Genomic DNA, 24615 nt, shown 5'->3' with positions numbered 1-24615 from the left:
TTGATTATAGAAATCAAGGGCCTTTCATTCGCCTTGTGGGACCTTGGGACAGCCGCACTCCGACACCCGATGCCCTGCCCTGCTACTCCAGCACCGCCCGCAGCTGCCGCGTGGTCACCGCCAAGCGCCGGGCGCCGATCTGGGCCAGGTTGTTCATCACCGTGAGGGCCGCCTCGGGGTATTGCCTTGCCCAGGCATCAAAATGCGCGCGCGACAAACGCACCAGATGCGCCGGGCCACGTTCCGCGCCCGCGCAGGCACTGCGGGCCGCACCATTGAGGAAGGCCATTTCGCCAAACGCCATGCCCGGACCGACGGTGGCCAGGCGCAAGCCCTTGTCAGGCGGCCACTGGGTGACCAGCGTGATGTGGCCGGACTTGACCACGAGGAGGTCATGGTCCGTATCCCCCGCATGGAACACCACGCCATGGGGCGGGACGGCCTGGGACACCAGCAGCGCCTGCAAGGCCTCGGCAGCGGCCTTGGGCACGCCCTCGCCCACCTCCCCCAGCATATCGCGCTCGGGGTGCGCGGGGCGTTGCTCGATGGGCCTCTGCGACAGGATGCCCACCTCGGCCCATTCCAGCGCCCGGTCCAGATCGGCAAAGGCGCGCACATGCTCCCCCGCATGCTCGGCGGCCATGGGGTCCAGGGCTGCCACGGCCGCGGCGATGCCCTGCTGGTCCAGATCGCGCACCAGCGCCCGCAGTTGGGCCATTGCCGTGCTGTCCCACGCGGGCACGCGGCCCGCGTCCAGAATGACCCAGCGATGGCGCGGCAGCAGCAGCATGCGCACCTGCTCGGCCAGGTGGGCAGCCACGCCAAAAGACATCACGCCTTGCAGTTCAAACACCGCCACCTGGTTCATGCGCGGCGTCAGCCAGCTGTCCGACCCGGCACGGCGCAAGCGCCGCGAGCGCAGCTCGCCATCCAGACGCACATGGCGCAGCACCGTGGCGGCAGAGTCGTGCAGCAGCACAAACGTGGCCACCACCAGGCCAGCCACCAGCGCCCCCACGCCCCCCATCACGGCAAACACCAGCGCCACCAGCCAGCTCTGCGCCCAGGTCACCCGTGACCGGCGGGCATAGCCCAGCGACCACATGAGGCCCGGCACCTGCATCAGCCCCGCCAGCACCAGTCCTCCGGCAAGACAGGCCATGGGCACCCAGTGCAGCCACCACGCCCCGGTGACCGCCACCCCCAGCATGATGGCTGCGTGCCAGCGCGGGGCATCGCGCGAGGCCCCCGCCTGCGCCAGCACAATGCGCGAACGCGACGCGCTGGTGGATGCGGGAATCATGCCCATCAGCCCACACAGCGCACCCAGCAAACTCTCGCGGCGCAGCGCCAGGTTGGCGTTGCCACGCAGGCCATGGTCCAGCTCCAGCTCCTGGTTGAATACCAGAATCTCCAGGCTGTTGACCAGCGCCATCAGCACCGCCAGCACCACCAGAGCGGAGCCCTGCTGCCGGGCCAGGGCCATCCAGGGAATGCCCGTCCAGTCGGGCAGCATGGGCCAGGCAAACACGCTGGGCGGCACGGCCGGCACAAACACACTGCCCAGCCCCACACCCCATACCCCCGCCAGCGCCACGGCCAGTGCCACCAAGGCCACAGCCGACAGCAGCCCCGGCATGCGGGGCCAGCGCCGGCGCAGCCCCCAGGCCAGCCCCACCACGGCCAGCGCAGCCAGCAGGTGCCAGCTGGTGCGTGCATCCCACAGCGCATCGGCACCCGCACCAAAGCCATTGCGCACCTGTCCCACCACCATCGACAAGCCCACACCGGCTGCAAACCCGTGGGTGACCGAGATGGGAAGAAACCGCGCCACCGACGCCAGCCGCAACACCCCCAGCAGCCACTGGAACACAAAGGCCAAAGCCACCGTGGCACCGCTAACCGCCAGCACCTGGCGCGCGCTCAGGCCCAGGCTGGGGGCCGCTCCGTGGGCAGTCGCCAGCACGGCGGCAAACAGCAGGGCCACCACCGTGGTCGGTGCATACACCACCCCGGCACGGGGTGTCACCAGGGTCAGCAGCAGGCCGGGCAATGCAGCCGACCACAACGCCAGCGCGGCCAGAGAATGCTCACCCGCCAGCGGCGCAAATGCCAGCAGCCCCAGCCCCACGGCGTGGGGCACGGTGACCGCTGCCGCAGACCACGCCGCCGCTGCGCCCGAGGGCTGCGGCGCCGACGGCCCGACCTCAGCCCCCGCCGAAGGCCCGGCACGGCGATGCAGCGAGGCAGTCACGGGTGCGGTCGGCGGCATGGAGAAGGTCTAATAATCCCTGGACACTGCGCGCCTAGAGGCTGCGCGCCGCAAAGGTGTCGCAGGTCTTGACACTGCCACTTTGCAGGCCGCTGTTGAACCATCGCTGCCGCTGGGCGCTCGTGCCATGCGTGAAGCTCTCGGGCACCACCGCGCCGCCATTGGCCCGCTGCAGCGCATCGTCACCAATCTTGGCGGCGGCGTTCATGGCTTCTTCCACATCGCCCTGCTCCAGGATCTGGCGGGACTTCTGGGCGTGGTGGGCCCACACCCCCGCAAAGCAGTCGGCCTGCAGCTCCAGCCGCACCGACAGCGCGTTGTATTCCACCTTGCTCACACGCCCCCGCATCTGGTCCACCTTGGCGCTGATGCCCAGCTGGTTCTGCACGTGGTGTCCCACCTCATGGGCAATCACGTAGGCCTGGGCAAAGTCGCCCGGGGCACCCAGCCGGGTCTTGAGAGTCTCGTAGAACCCCAGGTCGATGTAGACCTTCTGGTCAGCGGGGCAATAGAACGGCCCCATGGCTGCCTGCCCCGTACCACATGCGGTGGGCGTAGCGCCCCGGAACAACACCAGCCGCGGGTCCTGGTAGCGCCCGCCGCCCTGGCGGAACACCTCGCCCCACACGTCCTCCGTGTCGGCAAGCACCGTGGACACAAAACGTGCCATGGTGTCATCGGCCGGTGGGCGGTGGGCCGGGGCATGGGGCTGCGTCTGTAGCTGGGGCGCCGGGCCGCCGCCGCTGAGCAGTCCCAGGATGGTCAAGGGGTTGATGCCCAGCACCCAGCCCCCCACCAGCGCGATCACGATGGTGCCAATGCCGATGCTGCGCCCACCAAACACCGGCGATCCACCGCCGCCGCCCTCGTCACGGCGGTCTTCCACGTTGTCGGACTCGCGATTGCCTTCCCATTTCATTGCGTCTCTCCAGCGCCCTCCAGGTGGGGCGGCCAAGCCTGCATGTTACGCGCGGGGCCGCCCTGGCGCGGACGATTTACGATGTGTTCCACCCCGCTTTTGCCTGCCTTTCATGACATCTGCCGCACACCATAGCGCGCCCCATGCCGGGCCCACCATTCTTCTGACTGGTTTTGATCCGTTTGGTGGTGGCGCGCACAACCCCAGCTGGCTCATTGCGCAAGCGCTGCACGGGCAACGCATCGCAGGACACCAGGTGGTGGCTGCGCAATTGCCCACGGTGTTCGGGCAGTCGTTGCAGCGGCTGCAGTCGCTGTTGCTAGAACACCGGCCCACCGTCACGCTGTGCCTGGGCCTGGCAGGTGGTCGGGCAGCGCTGTCCATCGAGCGCATCGGCATCAACATCAACGATGCGCGCATTCCAGACAACGGTGGCGCACAGCCCATAGACACCCCGGTGCAGCCCGGCGGACCTGCCGCCTACTTCGCCAGCCTGCCCATCAAAGCCATGCTGCGCGCCGTGCAACGCGCAGGCGTGCCCTGCGAGGTGTCGCAAACCGCTGGCACCTTTGTCTGCAACCATGTGCTGTACGGCCTGATGCATCTGCTGGCACAAGGCATAGGCCCAGAGGGCGCACGGGGTGGTTTTGTGCACGTGCCCTGGCTCAGTGGCCAGGGGGACCCCCATCTGCCCCTGCGCGACATGGTGCGCGGCATGCATGCCGCCCTGTGGGCTGCGGTGCTGACGCCGCAGGACATCGCGCTGCAGGCAGGAGCCACGCATTGATGGGGATGGCAGCCATGGCGAACCTGAACCCGCGCCCAGCGCACGCTGGGTGACCTTGGGCACCGCACAGGTGAGGGCTTCTCCGCTCCCACGAGAGCGGCATGCTGTGTACAGTCCGCCTATGCTTTTTGCCCCCTCTTCAGCCCCCTCGGGCGTGCTGGACGCAGCAGCCACCGCTGCGCGGTTGCCCTGGTCCGATCTGGCTGACGAAATAGCGGCCTTGCTCAAAGACCCCAAAGTCGTGGTGCCGCAACGCGCCGTGCTGCCGCTGGCGCAAGGCGGCAGCTTGTTTGTGATGCCCGCCACGGATCAATCGGTGGCGATGACCAAGCTCATCACCTTTACCCCGGGCAACGCGGGCACAGGACGCCCGTCAATCCAGGGCGATGTGGTGGTGTTTGACATCGCCACGGGCGAGCGTCGGCTGGTGCTGGACGGGCCCACTGTCACCGCACGTCGTACCGCCGCGGTCTCTCTGCTGGCCGCCCGGCATCTGGCGCAGGTGCCACAGGGCCCTTTGCTCATCGTCGGCGCAGGGGTGCAGGGCCTGGCACATGCCGAGGCATTCATCCACGGCCTGGGCGTGCGCGAGGTGTGGATTGCCTCGCGCAGCAGCGCCAGCGCCCAGGCCCTGGCAGCGCAGGTGCGCGGACTGGGCGTCCACGTGCGGGTGGTGGCCGATGCCGATGCCGCCGTGCCCCACTGCCCGCTGATAGCGACCTGCACCACGGCCAGCGCGCTGGTGCTGAGCGCCCCGCCCCGGCCCGACGCATTTTTGGCGGCCGTGGGCGCTTTCACGCCCGCCATGGCAGAGCTGGCCCAAGCCCTTTGCCAGCATGTGGCGCGGCACGGACGCATCCTGGTGGACACCAGCGATGCACTCCATGAGGCGGGCGACCTGCTGCAGGCAGGCCTGGATGTGGCGGCGCTGCCGACGCTGGGTGAGATGGTCCGGAGCCTCGGTGCCACAGCCCCCGAGCGGCGTTCGGGTCCGGTGCTGTTCAAGAGTTGCGGCTGGGCAGGCTGGGACTTGGCAGCAGCCCGGCTGGCCCTGCGCCGCGCCAGCCCGGCACCGGCCGCGACGGCACACTGGGCAGACCCTTCCGCATGATGCTCATCACACGTTTTTCAGACCACAGCCTGCGCATGCAGATCGCGCTGGTGTTTGGCACGCTGGTCGTGACCCTGTCAGTGCTGCTGTCGCTGGGGTTTGGCGAGTTGCTCAAGCACCGCATTCAGCGCGATGCAGGCAGTTCCTTGCAGGTGGTCGCCGAAAACGCAGGCAAGCTCCTGGCCCTGGGCCTCATGCAGCGCAGCCTGGAGGCCGAGGTGATGGCCAGTGCCGAAGTGGTGTGGTCCAAGGGGCTCGACTCCGCCGAGGCCCAGCACATGCTGGCCCGCAGCCAGGCCATGCAGCCCACCAACCTCTGGATCGGTGTGGCCGATGCTCAAGGCGTGGTGCGCAATGCCACACGCGGCCTGCTGGTGGGCCAGAGCGTGGCCCAGCGGCCCTGGTTTCAACACGGACTCGAAGGGGTGCATGTGGGCGACGTCCACCCCGCCAAGCTGCTGGAGTCCCTGCTGCCCCCCACCGCCACTGGCGAACCGCACCGGTTTGTGGACTTTGCAGCGCCCATTCGCGTCGGCCCCACCACGGTGGGCGTGCTGGGCATCCACGGCAGCTGGCAGTGGACACGCGAGGTACTGGAGAGTCTGACCCCTGCGTCATCCGATGAAAGCGCGCTGGAACTGTTCATCTTTGACCGCGAAGGCCAGTTGATTTTTGCGCCTGGCGGACAGACCGAGGTGATGCGGTCTGCCGGGCAGCGACTGCCCGAGGACATCAGTGTCAACAACAACCGTGATGGCGACCGCACGCAGACCACCGTGGTGCGGTGGAGGGATGGCAAGCGCTACCTGACCGCTGCCACGCAGCTGCAGCCGCGCAACGCGGCCAGCGATCTGGGCTGGAGCATCGTGGCACGCCAGCCTGTGGAGCTGGCTTTTGCGGAGGCAGACAAGACCGTGCAACTGGCACTGGTGATTGGCCTGACGGCCGCGCTGCTGGCATCGGCCCTGGCCTGGCTGGCCGCCCGGCGCCTGAGCGTGGACCTGTATGCACTGGCCGACGCGGCCAGTGCGGTAGAGGCCGGGCTCCCCGGCAGCGACATTCCGACCATGCAAAGCAGCCGCGAAGTACAACAGCTGTCTCAGTCTCTGGGCCGCATGACACACCGCCTGCTGGCCGCCCGCGAGGCGATGGAAGAAAAAGTGCGCCTGCGCACGCTGGAGCTGGAGGCAGCGAACCGCGCGCTGGACCTGCAGGCGCGCACCGACGCCCTCACCGGGTTGCTGAACCGGCGCGGCTTCGAGACACAAATGGCCTTTGCGGTGGCGCTGGCGCGGCGCAGCAGCCGTCCGCTGAGCCTGATCACCGTGGACGTGGACCACTTCAAGCGGGTGAACGACACCTACGGGCATGAAGCCGGAGACGAGGTCCTGCGACGCCTGGCACGCACGCTGGAGTCCCGCCTGCGTGGCTCCGATGTGGTGGCGCGACTGGGGGGAGAAGAGTTCGTGGCGTTGCTGCCCGACACCGACCTGGACGGCGCACAGTCCATTGCGCAGGCCCTTGTCACCGCCATGGCAGAGCAACAGAACCCGGTCGTGGGCACCATCACCGTCAGCGCAGGTGTCGCAACCATGCGCAGCGCAGACGACAACGGCGCTGCCATGCTGCGTCGGGGCGATGCAGCGCTCTACGAGGCCAAGGGCCAGGGACGCAACAGGGTCTGTGTGGAGGCGTGAGGGCTGCCCGATGGCGCAGCGGCGCCGTCCACCGGTATAGCAGGCCGTGGCTCCGGGCTTTCGGCTTGCAGCACGGGCGCCTCAAAATACGGCCGCAGCTGGGCCGACAGCTCTTGCAGGCCAGCGTCCGGCGCGCCAGCCGCCAACGCCAATCGCTCCAGGGCATAGGGCCGGTGGCCCAGCATCATCGACATGTTCACGCAGTGGCCGTGTGCTGCCATGCGCAGCACAAAGGCATTGAGCAACTCACAGGGCCAGTAGGTGTGGTGTGCCTGGCAGTCGGCGTCGGCGGAATGCGGCGCAGCGTCTGGGCGCCGGGGCGGCGGGATGACAGAAGGCGCAGGGGCTAGAGCGGGATCGGCCAGCGCTGGCGCCAGAGCGCGGATGGGCGCAAAGAACAAGGTTGAGGCGGCAGCGGACATCAGCATGGTGAAACTCCATCAGCCTCCATCTCCCGGGAGGCGTGTCACCGATGCTAGAAAACTTACCGATGCTTGCATTTCAGCCAAGGCGCATGGCGCGTGTAGGACACAACCCCTGCCACCGCCGGCCATGTGCGCCTGTCAGGCCTTGGGCAGTGTCACGCCCACCTGGCCCTGGTACTTGCCGCCCCGATCTCGGTAGCTGACCTCGCACACGTCGTCCTTGTCGCTCTCGAAGAACAGCACTTGTGCGCAGCCCTCGCCCGCGTAGATGCGCGCTGGCAGCGGCGTGGTGTTGCTGAACTCCAGCGTCACATAGCCTTCCCACTCGGGCTCGAACGGCGTCACGTTGACGATGATGCCGCAGCGCGCATAGGTGCTCTTGCCCAGGCAGATGGTGAGCACATTGCGCGGGATGCGGAAGTATTCGACCGTGCGGGCCAGCGCGAAGCTGTTGGGCGGGATGATGCAGCTGTCACCCTCGAAATCGACAAAGCTCTTTTCATCGAAGTTCTTCGGGTCCACCACCGTGCTGTGGATGTTGGTGAACACCTTGAATTCGGGCGCACAGCGGATGTCGTAGCCGTAGCTGCTGGTGCCGTAGCTGATGATCTTGCGGCCTTCGACCTCGCGAACCTGGCCGGGCTCGAAGGGCTCGATCATTCCGTGCTCGGCCGCCATGCGGCGGATCCATTTGTCGCTCTTGATGCTCATAGCAGAACTCCCTGCGCTGTGGCCCGCTCAGTGGTGGACTGCCGGGCGCTATTAAATACGTAGCTGGTAGCGCATGAATATCAAGCGCTAGAGCCGTATTTTGCTTGAGAAATCACCGTTTGCTGCACCACACGGTCGTCGCCGAGCACGATCAGCGCAAACAAAAGCTCATCGAGGTTGCGCGCCTGGCGGGTCTTGCGCGCCAAAACCGGCGTGGCTTCCGGGTTCAGCACCACAAAATCGGCCTCGCAGCCTGGCTGCAGATTGCCGACCACACCCGCCAAGCCCAGCGCCCTGGCCGCGCCCGCCGTGTGTTGCCACCACAGCTGCTGGGGTGACAGACTCAGGCCCTGCTTGGTCTGGCCCTCACGCCCCACGTAGTACGCCGCCAGCATGGTGTGAAACGGGCTGAAGCTGGTGCCCCCGCCCACGTCGCTGGCCAGGCCATAAGCAAACCCCACGCGGTCGGCACCGGCGTAGTCGAAAAACCCGCTGCCCAGAAAGAGGTTGCTGGTGGGGCTGACCGCCGCCACCGCGCCGGTGTCGCGCATCAGCGCGCGGTCGTCGTCATCGAAGTGAATGCAGTGCGCATACACCGCACGTTCGCGCATCAGGCCAAAGTCGTCGTACACGCCCAGGTAGCTGCGCGCGGCGGGGAACAGCTCGCGCGCCCAGCGGATCTCGTCGCGGTTCTCGGCCACGTGGGACTGGATCCACACATCGGGGTAGCGAGCAGCCAGCTCGCCCGCGCCGCGCAATTGTTCATGCGTGCTGGTGGGCGCAAAACGCGGGGTGATGGCATACCCCAGGCGGTCCACGCCGTGCCAGCGCCGGATGAGCGCCTCGGTGTCGATGAGGCTCTGCTCGGTGTCGTCGCGAACGCCATCGGGCGAGTGGCGGTCCTGCAGCACCTTGCCGGTGATGAGGCGCATCCGCTGGCGCTGGGCCTCGGTGAACAGGGCCTCCACCGAGGCGGGGTGTGACGTCGAAAACGCCAGGGCTGTGGTCACGCCGTTGCGCAGCAGCTCGGCCACAAAAAATTCGGCCACCTGTGCGCTGTAGCCGGGGTCTACAAATCGGGATTCGTGGGGAAAGGTGTAGTTCTCGAGCCAGGGCAGCAGGCCATCGGCTGGCGAGCCGATCACGTCCGTCTGCGGGAAGTGGATGTGCATGTCCACAAACCCCGGCGCCAGGATGCGCTCCGGCAAATGCACCACAGGCTCCCCGGCAAATTGTGGCGCGAGAGTCTGCCAAGCGCCTGCCGCCAGCACACGCTGGCAGCCCTGAGCGTCAGGGCCAACGGCCAGCAGGCCATCTTCGTCATAGAGGGCGCTGCCGTCGTCGGCAAAACGCAAAAGGGCGGAACGGTAAACAGGCATGGCGCCAAGCTTAGCGGCAGGGGGCGCCGTTTGTATATGCAGCACCCCATAGTGGCTATGGGGTTCGGGGAGCGCCGATCAGTGCAAACGATGGGCGATATGCCCTGCAGGATCAGCGGGACAACCTGCCCACCACGCCTTCCACCAGCCAGTTCATCTGCAATATCTGGGCATCCGGCAGTGCCTGGCCAGCAGCAATGCGCTCCTGCCCTTCGTTGTCGCGCACCGGCACTTTGCCCGCACGGAAGGGCTGGAGCTTGCCCGCGCCCACGGCCTTTTGGGCATTCAGCACCTCCTGCTGGACGGCCGCTGGCACCCGGGTGCCAAAGTCACCGACGCGGATCATGCCCTCGCGCACGCCGCCCCACACATTGGCACTTTTCCAGGTGCCGTTTTGCACGGCGCGCACGCGCTCGGTGTAGTAGCTGCCCCACTGGTGCGTCACGGCCACGATCTGCGCGTCCGGGCCCGTCTTGCGCATGTCCGAGTGATAGGCCACTGCCATCTTGCCGCGCTCTTGCGCAGCCGCCATCACGGCGGTGGAGCCGGTGTGAAACGCGATCACATCCACGTCCTGATTGAACAGCGCCATGGCGGCATCCCGCTCCTTGGGCGGGTCGAACCATGCGTTGAGCCACACCACCTTGACAGTGGCCTTGGGGTTGACCGAGCGCATGCCCAGCGTGAAGGCGTTGATGCCCTGCAGCACTTCGGGGATGGGAAACCCGGCCACGAACCCTGCCACGCCGGTCTTGCTCATGCGGCCCGCAGCGATGCCCGCCAGGTAACGCCCCTCGTAGTAGCGCGCATTGGCGGCGGCCACATTGGGGGTGGTCTTGTAGCCGGTGATGGACTCGAACTTCACCTGCGGATAGTCCTGCGCCACCTTGAGCGTGGGCTCCATGTAGCCAAAGCTGGGGGTGAAGATGATCTGGTGGCCGGTGGCGGCCAGGTCGCGGATCACGCGTTCGGCATCGGCGCCTTCGGCCACGTTCTCGACAAACGTGGTCTTCACCTGGTTGCCCAGCGCGGCCTCGACGGCCTTGCGGCCTTCGTCATGCTGGCGCGTCCAGCCTGCCTCGGTGATGGGTGAGACATAGACAAAACCGGCTTTGACCGGCTCGGCCGTATGACCCTTGGCGGACGTGGTCTGGGAAAAAGCGGGGGAGAAAAAACAGGCGGCCACGAGCGTGGCAGCGAGGTTTTTGTACATGGTGTTCCTCTACATGGCCCTGATGAAATGGACCGGAAGCACCGCAGGACGACGGTGCCACCAGGAAGGTCAGACTGTGCGAAAACTACATGAAGCGATGTTGCAAAGACTGTCGGAAAAAAGCGCTTTCAAGCACGGGAGGGGCGTTGCGGCAGCGCGAAAAGCGCCGTGAGCAATTTTCAGTTCAGCCGCAGAGCCTGCGGGCCTGCGCCCAGGCGGAAAGCACCGACGACTTCGGCCAAGCGCGACGCCTGGTCCTTCAAGCTCTCGGCGGCGGCGGTGGACTCTTCCACCAGGGCTGCATTTTGCTGGGTCATCTGGTCCAGCTGGGTCACTGCCACATTCACCTGGCCAATGCCCTGGCTCTGCTCCGACGCGGCTGCGCTGATCTCTCCAATGATGTCGGTCACGCGGCGCACGGAACTCACGATCTCGCCCATGGTGGTGCCGGCGTTCTGCACCAGGGCAGCACCCGACTCAACCTTTTCCACCGACACGCCGATCAGCGTCTTGATTTCCTTGGCCGCCTGGGCCGAGCGCTGGGCCAGCGAGCGCACTTCGCTGGCCACCACGGCAAAGCCACGGCCCTGCTCGCCCGCACGGGCGGCTTCCACGGCGGCGTTGAGGGCCAGGATGTTGGTCTGGAACGCGATGCCGTCGATGGTGCCGATGATGTCGGCAATCTTCTTGCTGCTGGTGTTGATCTCGTCCATGGTGGTCACCACCTGTGCCACCACATCGCCACCGCGCTGGGCCACCTGCGCCGCCGACACGGCCAGCTGGTTGGCCTGCACGGCCGAATCGGCGCTCTGGCGCACGGTGCTGGTCAGCTCTTCCATCGAGCTGGCGGTCTCCTGCAGGCTGCTGGCTGTCTGCTCGGTGCGCGCGCTCAGGTCCTGGTTGCCAATCGCGATCTGGGTGCTGGCGGTGGAGATGCTGTCCACCACGCCCCGGACTTGCTGCAGCGAACGGTGCAACGCGCTGCGCATGGCATCCAGCGCGCGCAGCAGGTGGCCGGTTTCGTCATTGGCGTAGCTCGCCTGGGGGGCACCCGTCAGGTCCATGTTGGCGATGGTCTCTGCAATGGCCTCTGCCTTGCGCAGCGGGCGCGTGATGCTGGTGGTCAGCAGCCAGGCCAGCAAGGCGCCCAGCAGCAGCGACACGCCGGTGCAGATCTGCAGCAGCAGAGTGGTCTGGGCACGCAGCTCTTCGCTGCGCTTGCCGGCGGCATCCAGTTCGGCGCGCTGGCCATCCACCATCTGCTGCACACCCGCCAAGTAGCTGCGGGAGGTGGGCTCAAACCGCTCGGTGAAAACCTTGTTGGCGTTCTCGGCATCGCCCGCCTGCTTGAACTTGCTCACTTCCTCGCGGGCCGCCAGGTAGTCCTTGCGCAAGTCTCCCACCTTGGCAAAAAGCTGCTTCTTCTCCGGCGTGTCCATCTTGGACTCGATGAATTTCTGCAGCTCGTTGGTGTCGCGAATCGACGCGGCCGTGGCGGGCGCAAAGTAGGGGATCAGGCTCGCGTCGCTGCTCTTGGCAATGGCTGCCGCGCGCTGCACGCCCGATGTGGTGTGGCGCAGCCAGTCCGAGCCAGCACGCTCGGTCTTGATGTTGTCGTTGACCATGGCGTCGATCTCCCTGCCCAGCTGGCTGAGCTTGACCACGGCCACCACGCTGCTGGCAAAAAACAGCGCCAGGATGAGGCCAAGCACCAGGGTCAGGCGCTTGCCAATGGAGATTTGACTGAGAAACATGGAAGGCTCCAAAAAAAGGGGGCAACACGGCACCCGTGCACTCCGCAAGGGAGCGCAGGGTAAGGGCCATGGTGGTGGATCACCCCTTGGGCCTGGACCGGACGCAATTCGAACGAATACTTACTATTTTAAGGGTTTACCCAGATCAGGCCCCTGCCGCACTGGCGACAGTCCCTCTGGCGCCATTTCCCAAGCCCACTGCGCGCGCTACCCGAAGCTCAGTAGTCGTGCTCCACGCACCGCTCGAACGCTTCCTTGAGCTTGTGCTCCCACACCCGCTTGTCAGCATTGCCTGCAAAGCTGGCTTCAAAACTGTTGAAAGCCAACTGGTAGGCATGTTTGGCCGTGAGCCCCGTGGCCGCAAACACCTGGGTGAAGTTCTCGTTGATGTAGCCGCCAAAGTAGGCAGGGTCGTCCGAATTCACGGTGGCAGCCAGCCCGGCATCAAGCAGCTTGCCGAGGTTGTGGTCCGCAAGGTTGGGGAAGACGCACAGCTTCTGGTTGGACAGCGGGCACACCGTGAGCGCAATGCGGTCTTGCGCCAGGCGCTGCATCAGGGCCGCGTCGTGTACCGCCTGCACGCCATGGTCGATGCGCTCGACCTTGAGCACATCCAGCGCACTCCAGATGTAGGCGGGAGGACCCTCCTCCCCCGCATGGGCCACCAAGTGCAGGCCCAGCTCGCGGCAGCGGGCGAACACGCGGGCAAACTTCTCGGGCGGGTGCCCCAGTTCGCTGGAGTCCAGACCCACACCCACGATCTTGTCGAGCAGCGGCATGGCCTGCTCCAGCGTTTCGAATGCCGACTCCTCGCTCAGGTGGCGCAGGAAGCACAGGATCAGCGTGGCGCTGATTCCGAGTTCGGCGCGGGCATCCTGGCAGGCACGGTGCAGACCGTTGATGACGGTCTCCATCGCCACGCCGCGTGCGGTATGGGTTTGCGGGTCGAAGAAGAGTTCTGTGTGCAGCACGTTATCGCGCGCCGCACGACCCAGGTAAGCGCGCGCCATGTCGTAAAAATCCTGCTCATGCAGCAGCACACTCGCACCGGCGTAGTAGATGTCCAGAAAACTCTGCAGATTGGTGAACGCATAGGCGCTGCGCAAGGCGTCCACGCTGGCATAGGGCAGCGTCAAACCATTGCGCTGCGCCAGCGCAAAGATCAGCTCGGGCTCCAGCGAGCCCTCGATGTGGATATGGAGCTCGGCCTTGGGCATGGCACGCAGCAGGCTGGGAAGGCGCTCGGCGGAGATGGGGGGGATCTTGAACATCAGCAGACTCCAAAGGTGATGCCACTCTGGCGCAGAAAGCGGCGATACGCAGATGATGCCTTGTCGGCAGCGGTATGCAACTCCGCGCGCAGGTCGAGTGGCAGGCACTGTGGCGTCTGCGACTCCAGCACGGGTTGGTCCTGCGTGAAGATGGTGTGCTGGAAGGCCTGCAGTTTCTCGTCCGGCGATTCGAAATCCGCCACGGCCAGGCGGAACCACACCCGGCTGCGCACCGGCGTCACCGGACAGATGAACAGCGCAATGGACTCGCGCCAGCCATCGACCGCCGTGGTGCCCGCCTCGGGCACCTTGGTCAGCACGGCCCCATAGGGGGCCGTGACTTCGTAGGTGTATTCGACCTGCGCGGCCGCCGTGGAATGCAGGTTGGATTGCGGTTGCCAGGCCTTGCAGCCCGTGGCCAGGAGGCCTGTGGGCGTGGGCTCCACGCGGTAATCGTCGATGGCCGTCGCCTCACGGCTGCCGAGCCAGCCTTCGTGCACAAAGCCGAAATGCGACATGTCCAGAAAGTTCTCGACGATGCGCGGCGCGCTGGCCGCCACGTCGTAGGGACCGCAGTTGAGCTTGCGCAGGCGAGCATCCCCCTCCGCCGCAAACCCAGGCAGTCCCTGCTCGCCCGGTACGATGCGCACCCACACCAGGCCATAGGCCTCCTGCACCTCGAAATGGCGGGCGCAGTGCGTGGCCGGGGGCGCAAAGGTGGGCAGTGCAGGCACGTGCGTGCATTGCCCACCGGCCGCAAACTGCCAGCCATGGTAGGGGCACTCCAACTGGCCCTGGGGCGTCACGCGGCCCAGCGACAGGCGGGCGCCCCGGTGCGGGCACTGGTCGGCCAGCGCGAGCACGGCGCCTTCGCTCTCGCGCCACAACACCACGGGTTGCTCCAGTACCTGCACGGCCAGCGGCGCCTGCGCCGCCACGGCTTCTGACAGTGCCACCGGGTGCCACAACGTAGATTCCACCATCGTCCTTGCTCCTCCAAAAGCTGCAGGCCACAAGCGCGCCTGCAAAACAAAAGGGCCACCCCAGGGCGGCCCTTTGTCACAGCAGCTCGCAAGAACTGCCGATGAACGCGGTGCGAATTACTTCTTGTCGCCGCCAGGGATCTTGCCTTCCACGCCCTTGACATAGAAGTTGATGCCGCCCAGGAACTTGTCGTCGGCCACAGCGTCCTTTTCCAGCACGGGCTTGCCGTCCTGACCCACGATGGGGCCCTTCCAGATGCTGAAGCTGCCGTCGGCCAGGCCCTTCTTCACGGCTTCGACCTTGGCCTTGGTGTCGGCAGGCACGTCTTCAGCGATGGAGACGATGTCGATAGCGCCCTCCTTCACACCCCACCAGCTTTGGCCCGAAGCCCAGGTGCCGTCCAGCACGTCCTTGGTGGCCTTGACGTAGTAAGGACCCCAGTTGATCACCGCCGATGCCAGGTGGGCCTTGGGGCCGTAGGCGGTCATGTCGCTGTCCCAGCCGAAGGCGCGCTTGCCCTTTTCCTGGGCGGTCTTGAGCACGGCGGGAGAGTCGGTGTTCTGGAACAGGATGTCGGCGCCACCGTTGATCAGGCTGGTCGCGGCTTCGGTTTCCTTCGGTGGGCTGAACCATTCATTCACCCACACCACCTTGGTCTTGATCTTGGGATTGACCGACTGCGCACCCAGCGTGAAGCTGTTGATGTTGCGGATCACCTCAGGGATCGGCACCGAGCCCACCACGCCCAGCGTGTTGGACTTGGTCATGGCGCCAGCGATGATGCCGGCCATGTACGCGCCTTCGTAGGTGCGGCTGTCGTAGGTGCGCAGGTTTTCGGCGGTCTTGTAGCCGGTGGCGTGTTCGAACTTCACACCCTTGTTGTCTTCCGCGACCTTGAGCATGGACTCCATGTAGCCGAAGGTGGTGCCGAAGATCAACTTGTTGCCCTGGCCGGCCAGGTCGCGCAGCACGCGCTCTGCGTCAGCAGACTCGGGCACGCTTTCCACAAAGCTCGTCACGACCTTGTCGCCAAATTCCTTCTCGATGGCCTTGCGACCGTTGTCGTGCGCGAACGACCAGCCGCCGTCGCCCACCGGGCCGACATAGGCAAACGCGATCTTCAGTGGCTCGGGCTTGGGTGCCGGTGCTTCTGCGGCAGGGGCCGGTGCAGGCGCAGGGGCCGGTGCCGGTTCTTCCTTCTTGCCACAGCCCACCAGGGCAGCAGCAGCCACAGCGGAGAGCGCTGCCACCTTGAGCAGGGAGCGTTTCTGCAGATCAGTCATGTCGGTTTCCTTATCGAAGAAGTAGGACTTGCAAAGGTTGGGGGACGAAAACGATGATTATGGTGCGATCTACCGCAGGGTAACCAGATTTTCCAATGGGCTAGCCCTTTCAGGAGCCCGGATAAAACGGTTTGCCCAGCGATGCCGGCATGTTGATGCGGATCCACGCCGGATTGCGCGAGATCAGCGCCAGCACCACGATGGTGGCCACATACGGCAGCATGCTCAGCAACTGACTGGCCACCTGCACGCCGGTGGCCTGCAAATGGAACTGCAGCATGGTCACGCCGCCGAACAGATAAGCACCAAGCAACACCCGTGCCGGGCGCCAGGTGGCAAAGGTGGTGAGCGCCAGCGCAATCCAGCCGCGCCCGGCCACCATGCCCTCGACCCACAGCGGGGTGTAGACAGTGGAGATGTAAGCCCCGGCCAGCCCGCACAGCGCCCCGCCCACCACCACGGCCGCCAGCCGAATGCGCCGCACCGGGTAGCCCAACGCATGGGCTGACTCAGGCGATTCGCCCACCGACCGCAGCACCAGCCCGGCGCGCGAGCGGTACAGAAACCAGATCAACCCCGCCACCAGCAGCATGGTGAGGTACACCAGCGGGTGCTGCTGGAACAGCGCTGGCCCAAGGAGCGGCACGTCGCCCAGCACGGGAATAGCGTACTTGGGCAGCTCGGGCAGCTTGGCCTGCACGTAGCTGATGCCCGCAAACGCGGAGAAGCCCACGCCGAACAGACTGAGCGCCAGCCCCGTGGCGTACTGGTTGGTGTTGAGCCAGATCACCAGCACACCAAAGATGGCGGCCAGCACGGCACCGGCCGCCATGCCTGCCGCAAAGCCCAGCCAGGTGTTGCCCGTGTGCACCACGGTGGCAAAGCCTGCAATGGCGGCGCAGAGCATCATGCCCTCGGCCCCCAGGTTGACGATGCCCGCCTTTTCGTTGATGAGCAGGCCCAGGGCCGCAATGGCCAGCACGGTGCCCGCGCTGAGCGTGGCGCCGATGAGCAGTGCATAAGACTCCATCAGACACCTCCTTTCTTGCTGCCGACCCAGCGGATGCGGTAGGCAATCAGCGTGTCACAGGCCAGCAGCGTGAACAGCAGCAGGCCCTGGAACACACCGGTGAGCGACTTGGGCAGGCCCAGGCGCGACTGCGCGAGTTCACCACCGATATAGAACATGCTCATGAGGATGGCCGAGAGGATCATGCCCACCGGGTGCAACCGCCCCACAAAGGCCACGATGATGGCCGCGAAGCCGTAGCCCGCAGGCACATAGGGCGTGAGCTGGCCGATGGGCCCTGCCACCTCCAGCGCACCAGCCAGGCCAGCTGCGCCGCCCGAAATCAGCAGCGCCGTCCACAGCGCGCGGCGCGACGAAAAGCCCGCATAACGCGCCGCCGCTGGTGCCAGCCCGCCCACCTGCTGGGCAAAGCCCGCCCGCGTACGGAACAGGAACACCCACAAGGCCCCAGCGCCTGCGAGCGCCAGCAGCAACCCGATGGACACGCGCGACCCCTGCATCAGGCGCGGGATCTGCGTGACCTTCTCGAACGTCTTGGTCTGCGGAAAGTTGTAGCCCATCGGGTCCTTCCACGGGCCATAGACCAGATAGCCCAGCACCAGCGTGGCCACATAGACCAGCATCAGACTCACCAGGATTTCGTTGGCGTTGAACTTGTCGCGCAGCAGCGCCGTGAGCCCCGCCCAGGCCATGCCACCCAGCACCCCAGCGAGCAGGATGGCGGGCACGATCCAGGGGCTCGTGGTCTTGTCGGCCAGCAGCGCCACGCCGCCCGCCACCACGGCGCCGATCACAAACTGGCCTTCGGCACCGATGTTCCACACGTTGGAGCGGAAACACACGGCCAGCCCCAGCGCAATCAGCAACAGTGGCGTGGCCTTGACCATGAGTTCACCCACGGCATACGGCGTCTTGATCGGCTCCCAGAAGAAGACCTGCAACCCGCGCACCGGGTCTTTGCCCAGCGCCACGAACAAGGCCACACCAATCAGCACCGTGACGGCCAGCGCCAGCAGGGGCGAGCCGTAGGTCCAGAGCTTGGAAGCCTGGGGGCGTGGTTCCAGCTTAAGCATGCTGCACCTCCGCTGCCTTGGCCTGTTGTGCGAGGTGCGCTTGGACATCGGCATGCCACAGCCCGCTCATCCATTCACCGATGCGTTCCACCGTGGCCTCGGCGCGCGGCACCGAGGGCGACAGGTGCCCCTTGGCCACCACATGCAGTCGGTCGCAGATTTCAAACAATTCGTCCAGCTCCTCACTGACCACCAGCACGGCGCAGCCTGCGTCACGCAGGGCCAGGATGGAGCCCCGGATCTGTGCGGCGGCGCCCACATCCACGCCCCAGGTGGGCTGCGAGACGATGAGCAGCTTCGGGTTGGCGTCGATCTCGCGCCCCACAATGAACTTCTGCAGGTTGCCGCCCGACAGCGACTTGGCCGCCGCATTGGGGCCGCCCGCCTTCACATTGAAGCGGGCAATGATGTCCGCTGCATGTTTTTGCAGCGCGCCCACCTTGATCCAGCCGCTGCCGCCGACCGAATTGGTGCGGGTGAGCAGCAGGTTGTGCGCCAGCCCCATGGTGGGCACGGCGCCCCGGCCCAGGCGCTCTTCGGGCACAAAATGCAGGCCCAGCGCCCGGCGCTGGCCGGGACCCATGCGGCCCGCGTTCTGGCCAGACACCTGGATGCAGGCCGCGTCAGCCCGCTGGTCTTCGCCCGACAGCGCGTAGAGCAGCTCTTTTTGCCCGTTGCCCGACACCCCGGCAATGCCCACCACCTCGCCCGCCTTGACCTCGAACTGCAGGTCGATCAGGTCCACGCCGAACTGGTCGGCACGCGGCAGCGACAAGCCCTGCACGCGCAGCACCGTGGCGCCGGTCTGCACGGCACGGTGTTCCAGCGCCGGCGGTTCGGCGCCGATCATCAGCCGCGACAGGGACGCATTGGATTCCTCGGCCGGGTTGCACACACCCGTCACCTTGCCGCCACGCAGCACGGTGCAGGCAGTGCACAGCGCACGGATTTCGTGCAGCTTGTGGCTGATGTAGAGGATGCTGCAACCCTCGCTGGCCAACTTGCGCAGCACCACAAAGAGCTTCTCGACCGCCTGGGGCGTGAGCACCGAAGTGGGCTCGTCCAGGATCAGCACCTTGGGGTTGGTGAGCAGCGCGCGGATGATTTCTACCCGCTGCATTTCGCCCACGCTCAGCGTGTGCACGGGGCGCAGGGGGTCGATGTCAAGGCCGTATTCGGCGGCCTTGGCGGTGATGCGGCCGGTCACTTCGGCCAGCGTCAGGCTCTTGTCCAGGCCCAGCCACACGTTCTCGGCCACCGTGAGGGTGTCGAACAGGCTGAAATGCTGGAACACCATGGCAATGCCCAGGGCCCGCGCTTCTTGCGGGTTGCGCACCTGCACGGCCTGGCCGTTGAAGAACACGCTGCCTTCATCGGGCTTGACCGAGCCGTAGATGATTTTCATCAGCGTGGACTTGCCCGCGCCGTTTTCGCCCAGCACGGCGTGGATTTCACCCGGCAGCACCGTGAGCGACACGCCGCTGTTGGCCACCACGGCCGGGTAGCGCTTGGTGATACCCACCAGCTGCAGCCGTGGCGGCGCCGCACCAGGCGCTGAAGGATTGGGGGGAGAACTCATGCGGGGATTGTCTCTCAGTTTTACAACTTGTTATAAGAATGAAAATACCTCATGGCGCTTGTTCAGCATACTCAAGCAGCTATTCTTTTCGTAGCGAAGCAGCCACGGTTTTCACGCAATCTCGCAGCCAGGCGGCCGCCGCCGAGTGGTGCGTGCGGGCATGCCACAACTGGTAATACATGAGCCGGGGGAAGGGCACCGGGCACGGCAGGATGGCCAGCGGCAGCTGGTCCACATACCGCTCGCAGTACTGGCGGCCCGTGGTCAGCACAAGCAAGCTCGATGCCACGATGCTTGGGATGAGGCTGAAATGCGCACAGCGCGCCGTGATGTGGCGCTGCATGCCCAGGCTGTCCAGGTGGGCGTCGATCACGCCGCGTGCACCCGGGTGGGTGGGGGTGGGCGCGATGTGCTCGGCGGCCAGCCAGCTCTCCACGTCCCAGCCGCGCCGCACGGCAGGGTGGTCCTTGCCGACCAGGCACACCACCTCGTCGCCAAACAGGCGGCCCATGTGCAGGTCGTCCGGGGGCTGGGGCCAGTTGCCGATCACCACATCCACCTCGCCCTGCGCCAGGTGCGCGTGGTAGTGCGTGTCGGCCGACAGGGGCAGGATCTCGATCGGGCACAGGGGCGCCTCGACCTTGATGCGGGCCACGAGCTGGGGCAGAAAGAGTGGGTCGAGGTAATCGCTGGCCGCCACGCGGAAGGTACGGGTGGCCGTGCGCGGATCAAACCCGCGCGCGTCCGAAAACAGTGCCTCGGCCGCCCGCAAAATGGCGCCTGCAGGCTCCACCATGCGCAGTGCGGCGTCGGTGGGCATCATGCTGGCGCCGGAGCGCACCAGCAGCGGGTCGCCCGACAGGTCGCGCAGCCTTTTCAACGCAGCCGACACCGCCGGCTGGTGCATGCCCAGGCGGACGGCTGCCCTCGATACGCTGCGTTCTGTGAGCACGGTGTGCAAGACCCTTATGAGATGGAGGTCTATCTTGTCGAAAAGGGCGTGGTCTCTCATAGCGGTGGGGGCATGGGTGCCATAAGCTTGCGCATATGCCGGTAACGGTACTGCGTTCTACCCTCTGCTGAACCTTTCCATCAAAGATCGAAGTGGCGTTTGTCATGACAACAAGACCCTTGCAATTCCTGCGCCGAGGCCAGCCCGTGGCGCTGGGCAATGTACCACCCGACCGCACTCTGCTGGAGGTGCTGCGCGAAGACCTGGGCAACACCGGCACCAAGGAGGGCTGCGGCGAAGGTGACTGTGGCGCCTGCACCGTGGTACTGGGCGAAGAACGCGATGGCCAGCTGCACTACAGCGCCGTGAACAGCTGCATCCGCCTGGCCCATTCGGTGGACGGCATGGCGCTGTGGACGGTGGAAGACCTGGCGGAAGATCCGCTGATCCAGCCCGTGGGCGACACAGCACCCGTTGCACAACAAACCATCACGCTCCATCCAGCACAGGAGGCGATGGTCCAGTGCCACGGCTCGCAGTGCGGCTTCTGCACGCCGGGCTTCGTGATGAGCCTCTTCGGCATGTACCAGAACCATGTCTGCCACGGCCAACCCATCACCCGCGAACTGGCCCAGGAAGAACTCTCGGGCAACCTGTGCCGCTGCACCGGCTACCGCCCCATCCTTGATGCCGCCCAGCAGATGGCATCGCTGCCCGGCATGTCGGTCAACGAGGCCGAAGTGCTACAAAAATTGAAGCTACTTCGGCATGATGCACTAGCGCAAGCGGCCGATTCGGCCTATATCGCACCCTCCACGCTCCCGGATCTGCTCGCAGCCCGCGCCGCCCACCCGGGCGCCCAGGTGGTGGCGGGCTGTACCGACGTGGGGCTGTGGGTGACCAAGCAGCACAAGCAGTACTCCCAGGTGCTGGACGTGACCCGCGCGGCCGAGCTGCGGCAGGTGGCACAGCACGCCGACGCCATCCACATCGGCGCCGCCGTCACCCTGACCGACGCCTTTGCGGCACTGACCGCGCAGTGGCCACAGCTGCACAGCTTTGCCACGCGGTTTGCGGGGCTGCCTGTGCGCAACTCGGGCACGCTGGGCGGCAATGTGGCCAACGGCTCGCCGATTGGCGACTCCATGCCCCTCTTGATCGCGCTGCGCGCCCGGGTGGTGCTGGCCAGCCAGGCCCGGGGCGAGCGCCAGCTGCCGCTGGAAGACCTGTACACCGGCTACCGGCAAAACGTGATGGCAGCAGACGAGCTGCTGGTGCGCATCGTGGTGCCCCGCCCCTCGGCCCAAGAACAACTGCGGGCCTACAAGATTTCGAAGCGCTTTGACGACGACATCTCCGCCGTCTGCCTGGTGCTCAACCTCGACATCGCGGATGGCACCGTGCAGCGCGCCAGCATCGGCGCAGGCGGCGTGGCTGCCACCCCGGCCCGTGCGCGGCAGACCGAGGCGGCTCTGACCGGCCAGCCCTGGACCGAGGCCACCGCGCAGCGCGCCGCCGCGGTGCTGCAGGCCGAGTTCAGCCCCATCTCCGACATGCGCGCCAGCGGTGCCTACCGCCGCCAGGTGCTGGGCAGCCTGCTGCAGCGCTACTGGCTGGAGACCCAGGGCCAGCCCTCGGTCAGCCTGGACACTTTGACGCTGGAGGCCGCCGTATGAACGCCCCCCACACCATCGCCGAAACCGCCCTGCCCGCGCCCGCCCGCGCCGCCATGGGCCAGTCGCACATCCACGAAAGCGCCCGCGCCCAGGTGGCGGGCGCCGCGCACTACATCGACGACCTGCCAGAGGTCAAGGGCACGCTGTACGCAGCGCCCATCCTCTCCACCGTGGCCCACGGCACATTGAACGGGGTGGATGCCACCGCCGCCCTCGCGCTGCCTGGCGTGCGCGGTGTGGTGCTGGCAGCCGACGTGCCCGGCGACAAGATCCTGGCTGCGTTCGGGCACGACGAGCCCGTGTTTGCGCTGGACAGCGTGCAGTTCGTCGGCCAGGTGATCGGCCTGGTGGTGGCCAACTCGGTCATGCAGGCGCGCCGCGCCGTGCGGGCCGTGAAGCTGGACATCACCCCCCTGCCCGCCGTGCTGACGGTGCAGGACGCGCTGAAGGCGCAAAGCTATGTGCTGCCGCCGGTGTTTGTGCGCCGGGGCGACGCCGCCACGGGCCTCGCGCAATCGGCGCACCGCATGCAGGGAGCGTTTGAAGTCGGCGGCCAGGAGCATTTCTACCTGGAGGGCCAGATCGCCTACGCCATGCCGCTGGAGCAAAAGCAGTGGTGGATCTACTCCAGCACGCAGCACCCCGGCGAGGTGCAGCACTGGGTGGCGCACGCGCTGGGCATCGACAACCACGCGGTCAAGGTGGAATGCCGCCGCATGGGCGGTGGCTTTGGCGGCAAGGAGACCCAGGCCGGGCACCTGGCCGTGTGGGCCGCCGTGGCCGCGAACAAGCTGGGCCGCCCCATCAAGCTGCGGCTGGACCGGGACGAGGACTTCATGGTCACCGGCAAGCGCCACCCGTTTGCGTACGAGTACGACGTGGGCTTTGACGGCACGGGCCGCATCACGGGCCTGAAGCTCCAGATGGCCGCCAACTGCGGCTTCAGCGCCGACCTGTCGGGCCCCGTGGCCGACCGCGCGGTGTTCCATGCCGACAACGCGTACTACCTGAGCGATGTCGAGATCGCGTCGTACCGCTGCAAGACGAACACGCAAAGCCACACCGCCTTCCGCGGCTTTGGCGGCCCGCAGGGCGTGATCGTGATCGAGGCCATCCTGGGCGACATTGCCCGCGCGCTGGGCCGCGATGCGCAGGACGTGCGCCTGGCCAACCTGTATGGCAAGGACGCAAGCAGCGGCCGCCACGTCACCCACTACCAGATGGCGGTGGAAGACAACATCCTGCACGAGCTGCTGCCCACGCTGGAGCAGACCTCGCACTACCGCCAGCGCCAGGCCGAGATTGCGGACTGGAACGCGCGCAACACCGTCATCAAGCGCGGCCTGGCCATCACGCCCGTCAAGTTCGGCATCAGCTTCACGGCCACGCTGTTCAACCAGGCGGGCGCGCTGGTGCACGTGTACACCGATGGCAGCGTGCAGGTGAACCATGGCGGCACCGAAATGGGCCAGGGCCTGCACACCAAGGTGGCGCAGATCGTGGCTGACGAACTGGGTGTGCCGCTGCACCGCGTGCTGGTGACGGCCAGCGACACCAGCAAGGTGCCCAACGCCAGCGCCACCGCCGCCAGCAGCGGCACCGACCTGAACGGCCGCGCCGCGCAATACGCCGCGCGCAACGTGCGCGACAACCTGGCCTCGTTTGTGTGCGGGCTGGACGGCTGCGGCGCAGGCGCGATCCGGTTTGCGGGCGGCCAGGTGATCTCGCCCAAGACGGTGCGCAGTTTTGAAGAGGTGGTGCAGGCCGCGTACGCCAACCGCATCCAGCTGTGGAGCGACGGCTTTTACCGCACGCCCAAGATCCACTACGACAAGACCACCCTCACCGGGCGCCCGTTCTACTACTTTGCCTACGGCGCCGCCTGCACCGAGGTGGCCATCGACACCCTGACCGGCGAGAGCCGCGTGCTGAAGGTGGACATCCTGCACGACGTGGGCCACAGCATCAACCCGGCCATCGATGTGGGCCAGATCGAGGGCGGGTTTGTGCAGGGCATGGGCTGGCTGACGACCGAGCAGCTGGTGTGGAACGACAAGGGCACCCTCGCCACCCACGCGCCCAGCACCTACAAGATTCCCGCCACGGGCGACATCCCGGCGCACTTCAACGTCCACCTGTGGCCCGAGGCGAATCGGGAGGACAACGTGGGTGGCAGCAAGGCGGTGGGGGAGCCGCCGTTCATGCTGGCGATCAGTGTGTATGAGGCGCTGCGCAATGCGGTGGCAGCAGGGCGTAGCGGCGTGGATGCTGCGGCACCGGTGGTGTTGACGGCGCCGGCGACTGCAGAGAATGTGCTGAAGGCGTTGGGGCGGTTGGGAGAGTGACGTTTTTGGCTTCTGGCGATAGTGGGATATTGGCTGGTAGCTATTGATTTTGTAGTGTTTGGTTGTGTGCGCTGACTGAGTCGCATGCCTTTGTTAAGGGCGGAGGCCGGGAGTCGCCCGGCAGGCGAGGTACTTTTCTTTGCTTCGCCAAGAG

Annotated in this window: 19 protein-coding genes; 5 read left to right on the top strand and 14 right to left on the bottom strand. The window is 66.3% G+C overall.

Features of this window, described 5'->3' with window-relative positions:
* Nucleotides 1–82: 82 nt before the first annotated feature.
* Together N4G42_RS06710 and N4G42_RS06705 are read right to left on the bottom strand one after the other, a co-directional pair.
* Entirely contained in the window at nucleotides 83–2272 is a 2190-nt protein-coding gene (locus N4G42_RS06710; protein ID WP_260666628.1) for a cyclic nucleotide-binding domain-containing protein, read from the bottom strand.
* Between the two features lie 34 nt (nucleotides 2273–2306).
* Complete coding sequence (locus tag N4G42_RS06705) at nucleotides 2307–3191, bottom strand: neutral zinc metallopeptidase (protein ID WP_056060829.1); 885 nt, start codon at nucleotides 3189–3191, stop codon at nucleotides 2307–2309.
* Between the two features lie 112 nt (nucleotides 3192–3303).
* Here N4G42_RS06705 and pcp point away from each other — a divergent pair, with 112 nt between their 5' ends.
* From pcp to N4G42_RS06690, 3 genes are all read left to right on the top strand, one after another.
* On the top strand, nucleotides 3304–3978 hold the full coding sequence (pcp, locus tag N4G42_RS06700; protein ID WP_056060826.1) for a pyroglutamyl-peptidase I: 675 nt from the start codon (nucleotides 3304–3306) through the stop codon (nucleotides 3976–3978).
* A 121-nt stretch (nucleotides 3979–4099) separates the two neighbouring features.
* Complete coding sequence (locus tag N4G42_RS06695; RefSeq protein ID WP_260666627.1) at nucleotides 4100–5089, top strand: delta(1)-pyrroline-2-carboxylate reductase family protein; 990 nt, start codon at nucleotides 4100–4102, stop codon at nucleotides 5087–5089.
* Nucleotides 5086–6786 (top strand): diguanylate cyclase, encoded by a 1701-nt coding sequence (locus N4G42_RS06690; protein ID WP_260666626.1) that lies wholly within the window; start codon nucleotides 5086–5088, stop codon nucleotides 6784–6786. The genes N4G42_RS06695 and N4G42_RS06690 overlap by 4 nt, the downstream gene beginning before the upstream one ends.
* Here N4G42_RS06690 and N4G42_RS06685 read toward each other — a convergent pair.
* The 12 genes from N4G42_RS06685 to N4G42_RS06630 form a co-directional block, all read right to left on the bottom strand.
* Nucleotides 6738–7214 (bottom strand): hypothetical protein, encoded by a 477-nt coding sequence (locus tag N4G42_RS06685; protein ID WP_260666625.1) that lies wholly within the window; start codon nucleotides 7212–7214, stop codon nucleotides 6738–6740. The genes N4G42_RS06690 and N4G42_RS06685 overlap by 49 nt on opposite strands.
* 135 nt (nucleotides 7215–7349) lie before the next feature.
* A complete protein-coding gene (gene dcd / locus N4G42_RS06680) occupies nucleotides 7350–7922 on the bottom strand; it encodes a dCTP deaminase (RefSeq protein WP_015012892.1) in 573 nt (190 codons plus the stop codon).
* A gap of 80 nt (nucleotides 7923–8002) precedes the next feature.
* On the bottom strand, nucleotides 8003–9301 hold the full coding sequence (gene guaD, locus N4G42_RS06675) for a guanine deaminase (protein WP_260666624.1): 1299 nt from the start codon (nucleotides 9299–9301) through the stop codon (nucleotides 8003–8005).
* A 112-nt stretch (nucleotides 9302–9413) separates the two neighbouring features.
* On the bottom strand, nucleotides 9414–10514 hold the full coding sequence (locus tag N4G42_RS06670) for a BMP family ABC transporter substrate-binding protein (protein ID WP_260666622.1): 1101 nt from the start codon (nucleotides 10512–10514) through the stop codon (nucleotides 9414–9416).
* 179 nt (nucleotides 10515–10693) lie between these two features.
* Nucleotides 10694–12268 (bottom strand): methyl-accepting chemotaxis protein, encoded by a 1575-nt coding sequence (locus tag N4G42_RS06665; RefSeq protein ID WP_108498050.1) that lies wholly within the window; start codon nucleotides 12266–12268, stop codon nucleotides 10694–10696.
* A 218-nt stretch (nucleotides 12269–12486) separates the two neighbouring features.
* Nucleotides 12487–13539, bottom strand: coding sequence for an adenosine deaminase (locus tag N4G42_RS06660; RefSeq protein ID WP_260666621.1), 1053 nt, complete (start codon nucleotides 13537–13539; stop codon nucleotides 12487–12489).
* Nucleotides 13539–14522: an aromatic ring-hydroxylating dioxygenase subunit alpha gene (locus N4G42_RS06655; protein ID WP_260666620.1), complete on the bottom strand. Its 984-nt coding sequence runs from the start codon at nucleotides 14520–14522 to the stop codon at nucleotides 13539–13541. Before N4G42_RS06655 ends, N4G42_RS06660 begins: the two co-directional genes overlap by 1 nt.
* A gap of 117 nt (nucleotides 14523–14639) precedes the next feature.
* On the bottom strand, nucleotides 14640–15806 hold the full coding sequence (locus tag N4G42_RS06650; RefSeq protein WP_056060802.1) for a BMP family ABC transporter substrate-binding protein: 1167 nt from the start codon (nucleotides 15804–15806) through the stop codon (nucleotides 14640–14642).
* Between the two features lie 109 nt (nucleotides 15807–15915).
* Entirely contained in the window at nucleotides 15916–16836 is a 921-nt protein-coding gene (locus tag N4G42_RS06645) for an ABC transporter permease (protein ID WP_056060799.1), read from the bottom strand.
* Nucleotides 16836–17909 (bottom strand): ABC transporter permease, encoded by a 1074-nt coding sequence (locus N4G42_RS06640; RefSeq protein ID WP_260666619.1) that lies wholly within the window; start codon nucleotides 17907–17909, stop codon nucleotides 16836–16838. The genes N4G42_RS06645 and N4G42_RS06640 overlap by 1 nt, the downstream gene beginning before the upstream one ends.
* Nucleotides 17902–19488, bottom strand: coding sequence for an ABC transporter ATP-binding protein (locus N4G42_RS06635; protein WP_260666618.1), 1587 nt, complete (start codon nucleotides 19486–19488; stop codon nucleotides 17902–17904). Before N4G42_RS06635 ends, N4G42_RS06640 begins: the two co-directional genes overlap by 8 nt.
* Before the next feature lie 79 nt (nucleotides 19489–19567).
* Nucleotides 19568–20500, bottom strand: coding sequence for a LysR family transcriptional regulator (locus N4G42_RS06630; protein ID WP_099729453.1), 933 nt, complete (start codon nucleotides 20498–20500; stop codon nucleotides 19568–19570).
* A 104-nt stretch (nucleotides 20501–20604) separates the two neighbouring features.
* Here N4G42_RS06630 and xdhA point away from each other — a divergent pair, with 104 nt between their 5' ends.
* Both xdhA and xdhB read left to right on the top strand, forming a co-directional pair.
* The gene (xdhA, locus tag N4G42_RS06625; protein ID WP_260666617.1) at nucleotides 20605–22116 is read left to right on the top strand and encodes a xanthine dehydrogenase small subunit; all 1512 of its coding nucleotides are present in this window, start codon (nucleotides 20605–20607) and stop codon (nucleotides 22114–22116) included.
* The gene (gene xdhB, locus N4G42_RS06620) at nucleotides 22113–24461 is read left to right on the top strand and encodes a xanthine dehydrogenase molybdopterin binding subunit (RefSeq protein WP_260666616.1); all 2349 of its coding nucleotides are present in this window, start codon (nucleotides 22113–22115) and stop codon (nucleotides 24459–24461) included. Before xdhA ends, xdhB begins: the two co-directional genes overlap by 4 nt.
* Nucleotides 24462–24615: the final 154 nt, after the last annotated feature.

The organism is Acidovorax sp. K2F, assembly GCF_025246485.1.
GTDB lineage: Bacteria > Pseudomonadota > Gammaproteobacteria > Burkholderiales > Burkholderiaceae_C > Acidovorax > Acidovorax delafieldii.
This window is presented reverse-complemented; position numbering and strand designations above follow the sequence as displayed.

Excerpts from the sequence above, each read along its gene's own strand:
- N4G42_RS06650 (WP_056060802.1), bottom strand. The coding sequence starts at position 15,806 with ATGACTGATCTGCAGAAACGCTCCCTGCTCAAGGTGGCAGCGCTCTCC.
- xdhA (WP_260666617.1), top strand. The coding sequence starts at position 20,605 with ATGACAACAAGACCCTTGCAATTCCTGCGCCGAGGCCAGCCCGTGGCG.
- guaD (WP_260666624.1), bottom strand. The coding sequence starts at position 9,301 with ATGCCTGTTTACCGTTCCGCCCTTTTGCGTTTTGCCGACGACGGCAGC.
- dcd (WP_015012892.1), bottom strand. The coding sequence starts at position 7,922 with ATGAGCATCAAGAGCGACAAATGGATCCGCCGCATGGCGGCCGAGCAC.
- N4G42_RS06645 (WP_056060799.1), bottom strand. The coding sequence starts at position 16,836 with ATGGAGTCTTATGCACTGCTCATCGGCGCCACGCTCAGCGCGGGCACC.
- xdhB (WP_260666616.1), top strand. The coding sequence starts at position 22,113 with ATGAACGCCCCCCACACCATCGCCGAAACCGCCCTGCCCGCGCCCGCC.
- N4G42_RS06710 (WP_260666628.1), bottom strand. The coding sequence starts at position 2,272 with ATGCCGCCGACCGCACCCGTGACTGCCTCGCTGCATCGCCGTGCCGGG.
- N4G42_RS06670 (WP_260666622.1), bottom strand. The coding sequence starts at position 10,514 with ATGTACAAAAACCTCGCTGCCACGCTCGTGGCCGCCTGTTTTTTCTCC.
- N4G42_RS06640 (WP_260666619.1), bottom strand. The coding sequence starts at position 17,909 with ATGCTTAAGCTGGAACCACGCCCCCAGGCTTCCAAGCTCTGGACCTAC.
- N4G42_RS06660 (WP_260666621.1), bottom strand. The coding sequence starts at position 13,539 with ATGTTCAAGATCCCCCCCATCTCCGCCGAGCGCCTTCCCAGCCTGCTG.
- N4G42_RS06705 (WP_056060829.1), bottom strand. The coding sequence starts at position 3,191 with ATGAAATGGGAAGGCAATCGCGAGTCCGACAACGTGGAAGACCGCCGT.
- pcp (WP_056060826.1), top strand. The coding sequence starts at position 3,304 with ATGACATCTGCCGCACACCATAGCGCGCCCCATGCCGGGCCCACCATT.
- N4G42_RS06695 (WP_260666627.1), top strand. The coding sequence starts at position 4,100 with ATGCTTTTTGCCCCCTCTTCAGCCCCCTCGGGCGTGCTGGACGCAGCA.
- N4G42_RS06655 (WP_260666620.1), bottom strand. The coding sequence starts at position 14,522 with ATGGTGGAATCTACGTTGTGGCACCCGGTGGCACTGTCAGAAGCCGTG.
- N4G42_RS06685 (WP_260666625.1), bottom strand. The coding sequence starts at position 7,214 with ATGCTGATGTCCGCTGCCGCCTCAACCTTGTTCTTTGCGCCCATCCGC.
- N4G42_RS06665 (WP_108498050.1), bottom strand. The coding sequence starts at position 12,268 with ATGTTTCTCAGTCAAATCTCCATTGGCAAGCGCCTGACCCTGGTGCTT.
- N4G42_RS06690 (WP_260666626.1), top strand. The coding sequence starts at position 5,086 with ATGATGCTCATCACACGTTTTTCAGACCACAGCCTGCGCATGCAGATC.
- N4G42_RS06635 (WP_260666618.1), bottom strand. The coding sequence starts at position 19,488 with ATGAGTTCTCCCCCCAATCCTTCAGCGCCTGGTGCGGCGCCGCCACGG.
- N4G42_RS06630 (WP_099729453.1), bottom strand. The coding sequence starts at position 20,500 with ATGAGAGACCACGCCCTTTTCGACAAGATAGACCTCCATCTCATAAGG.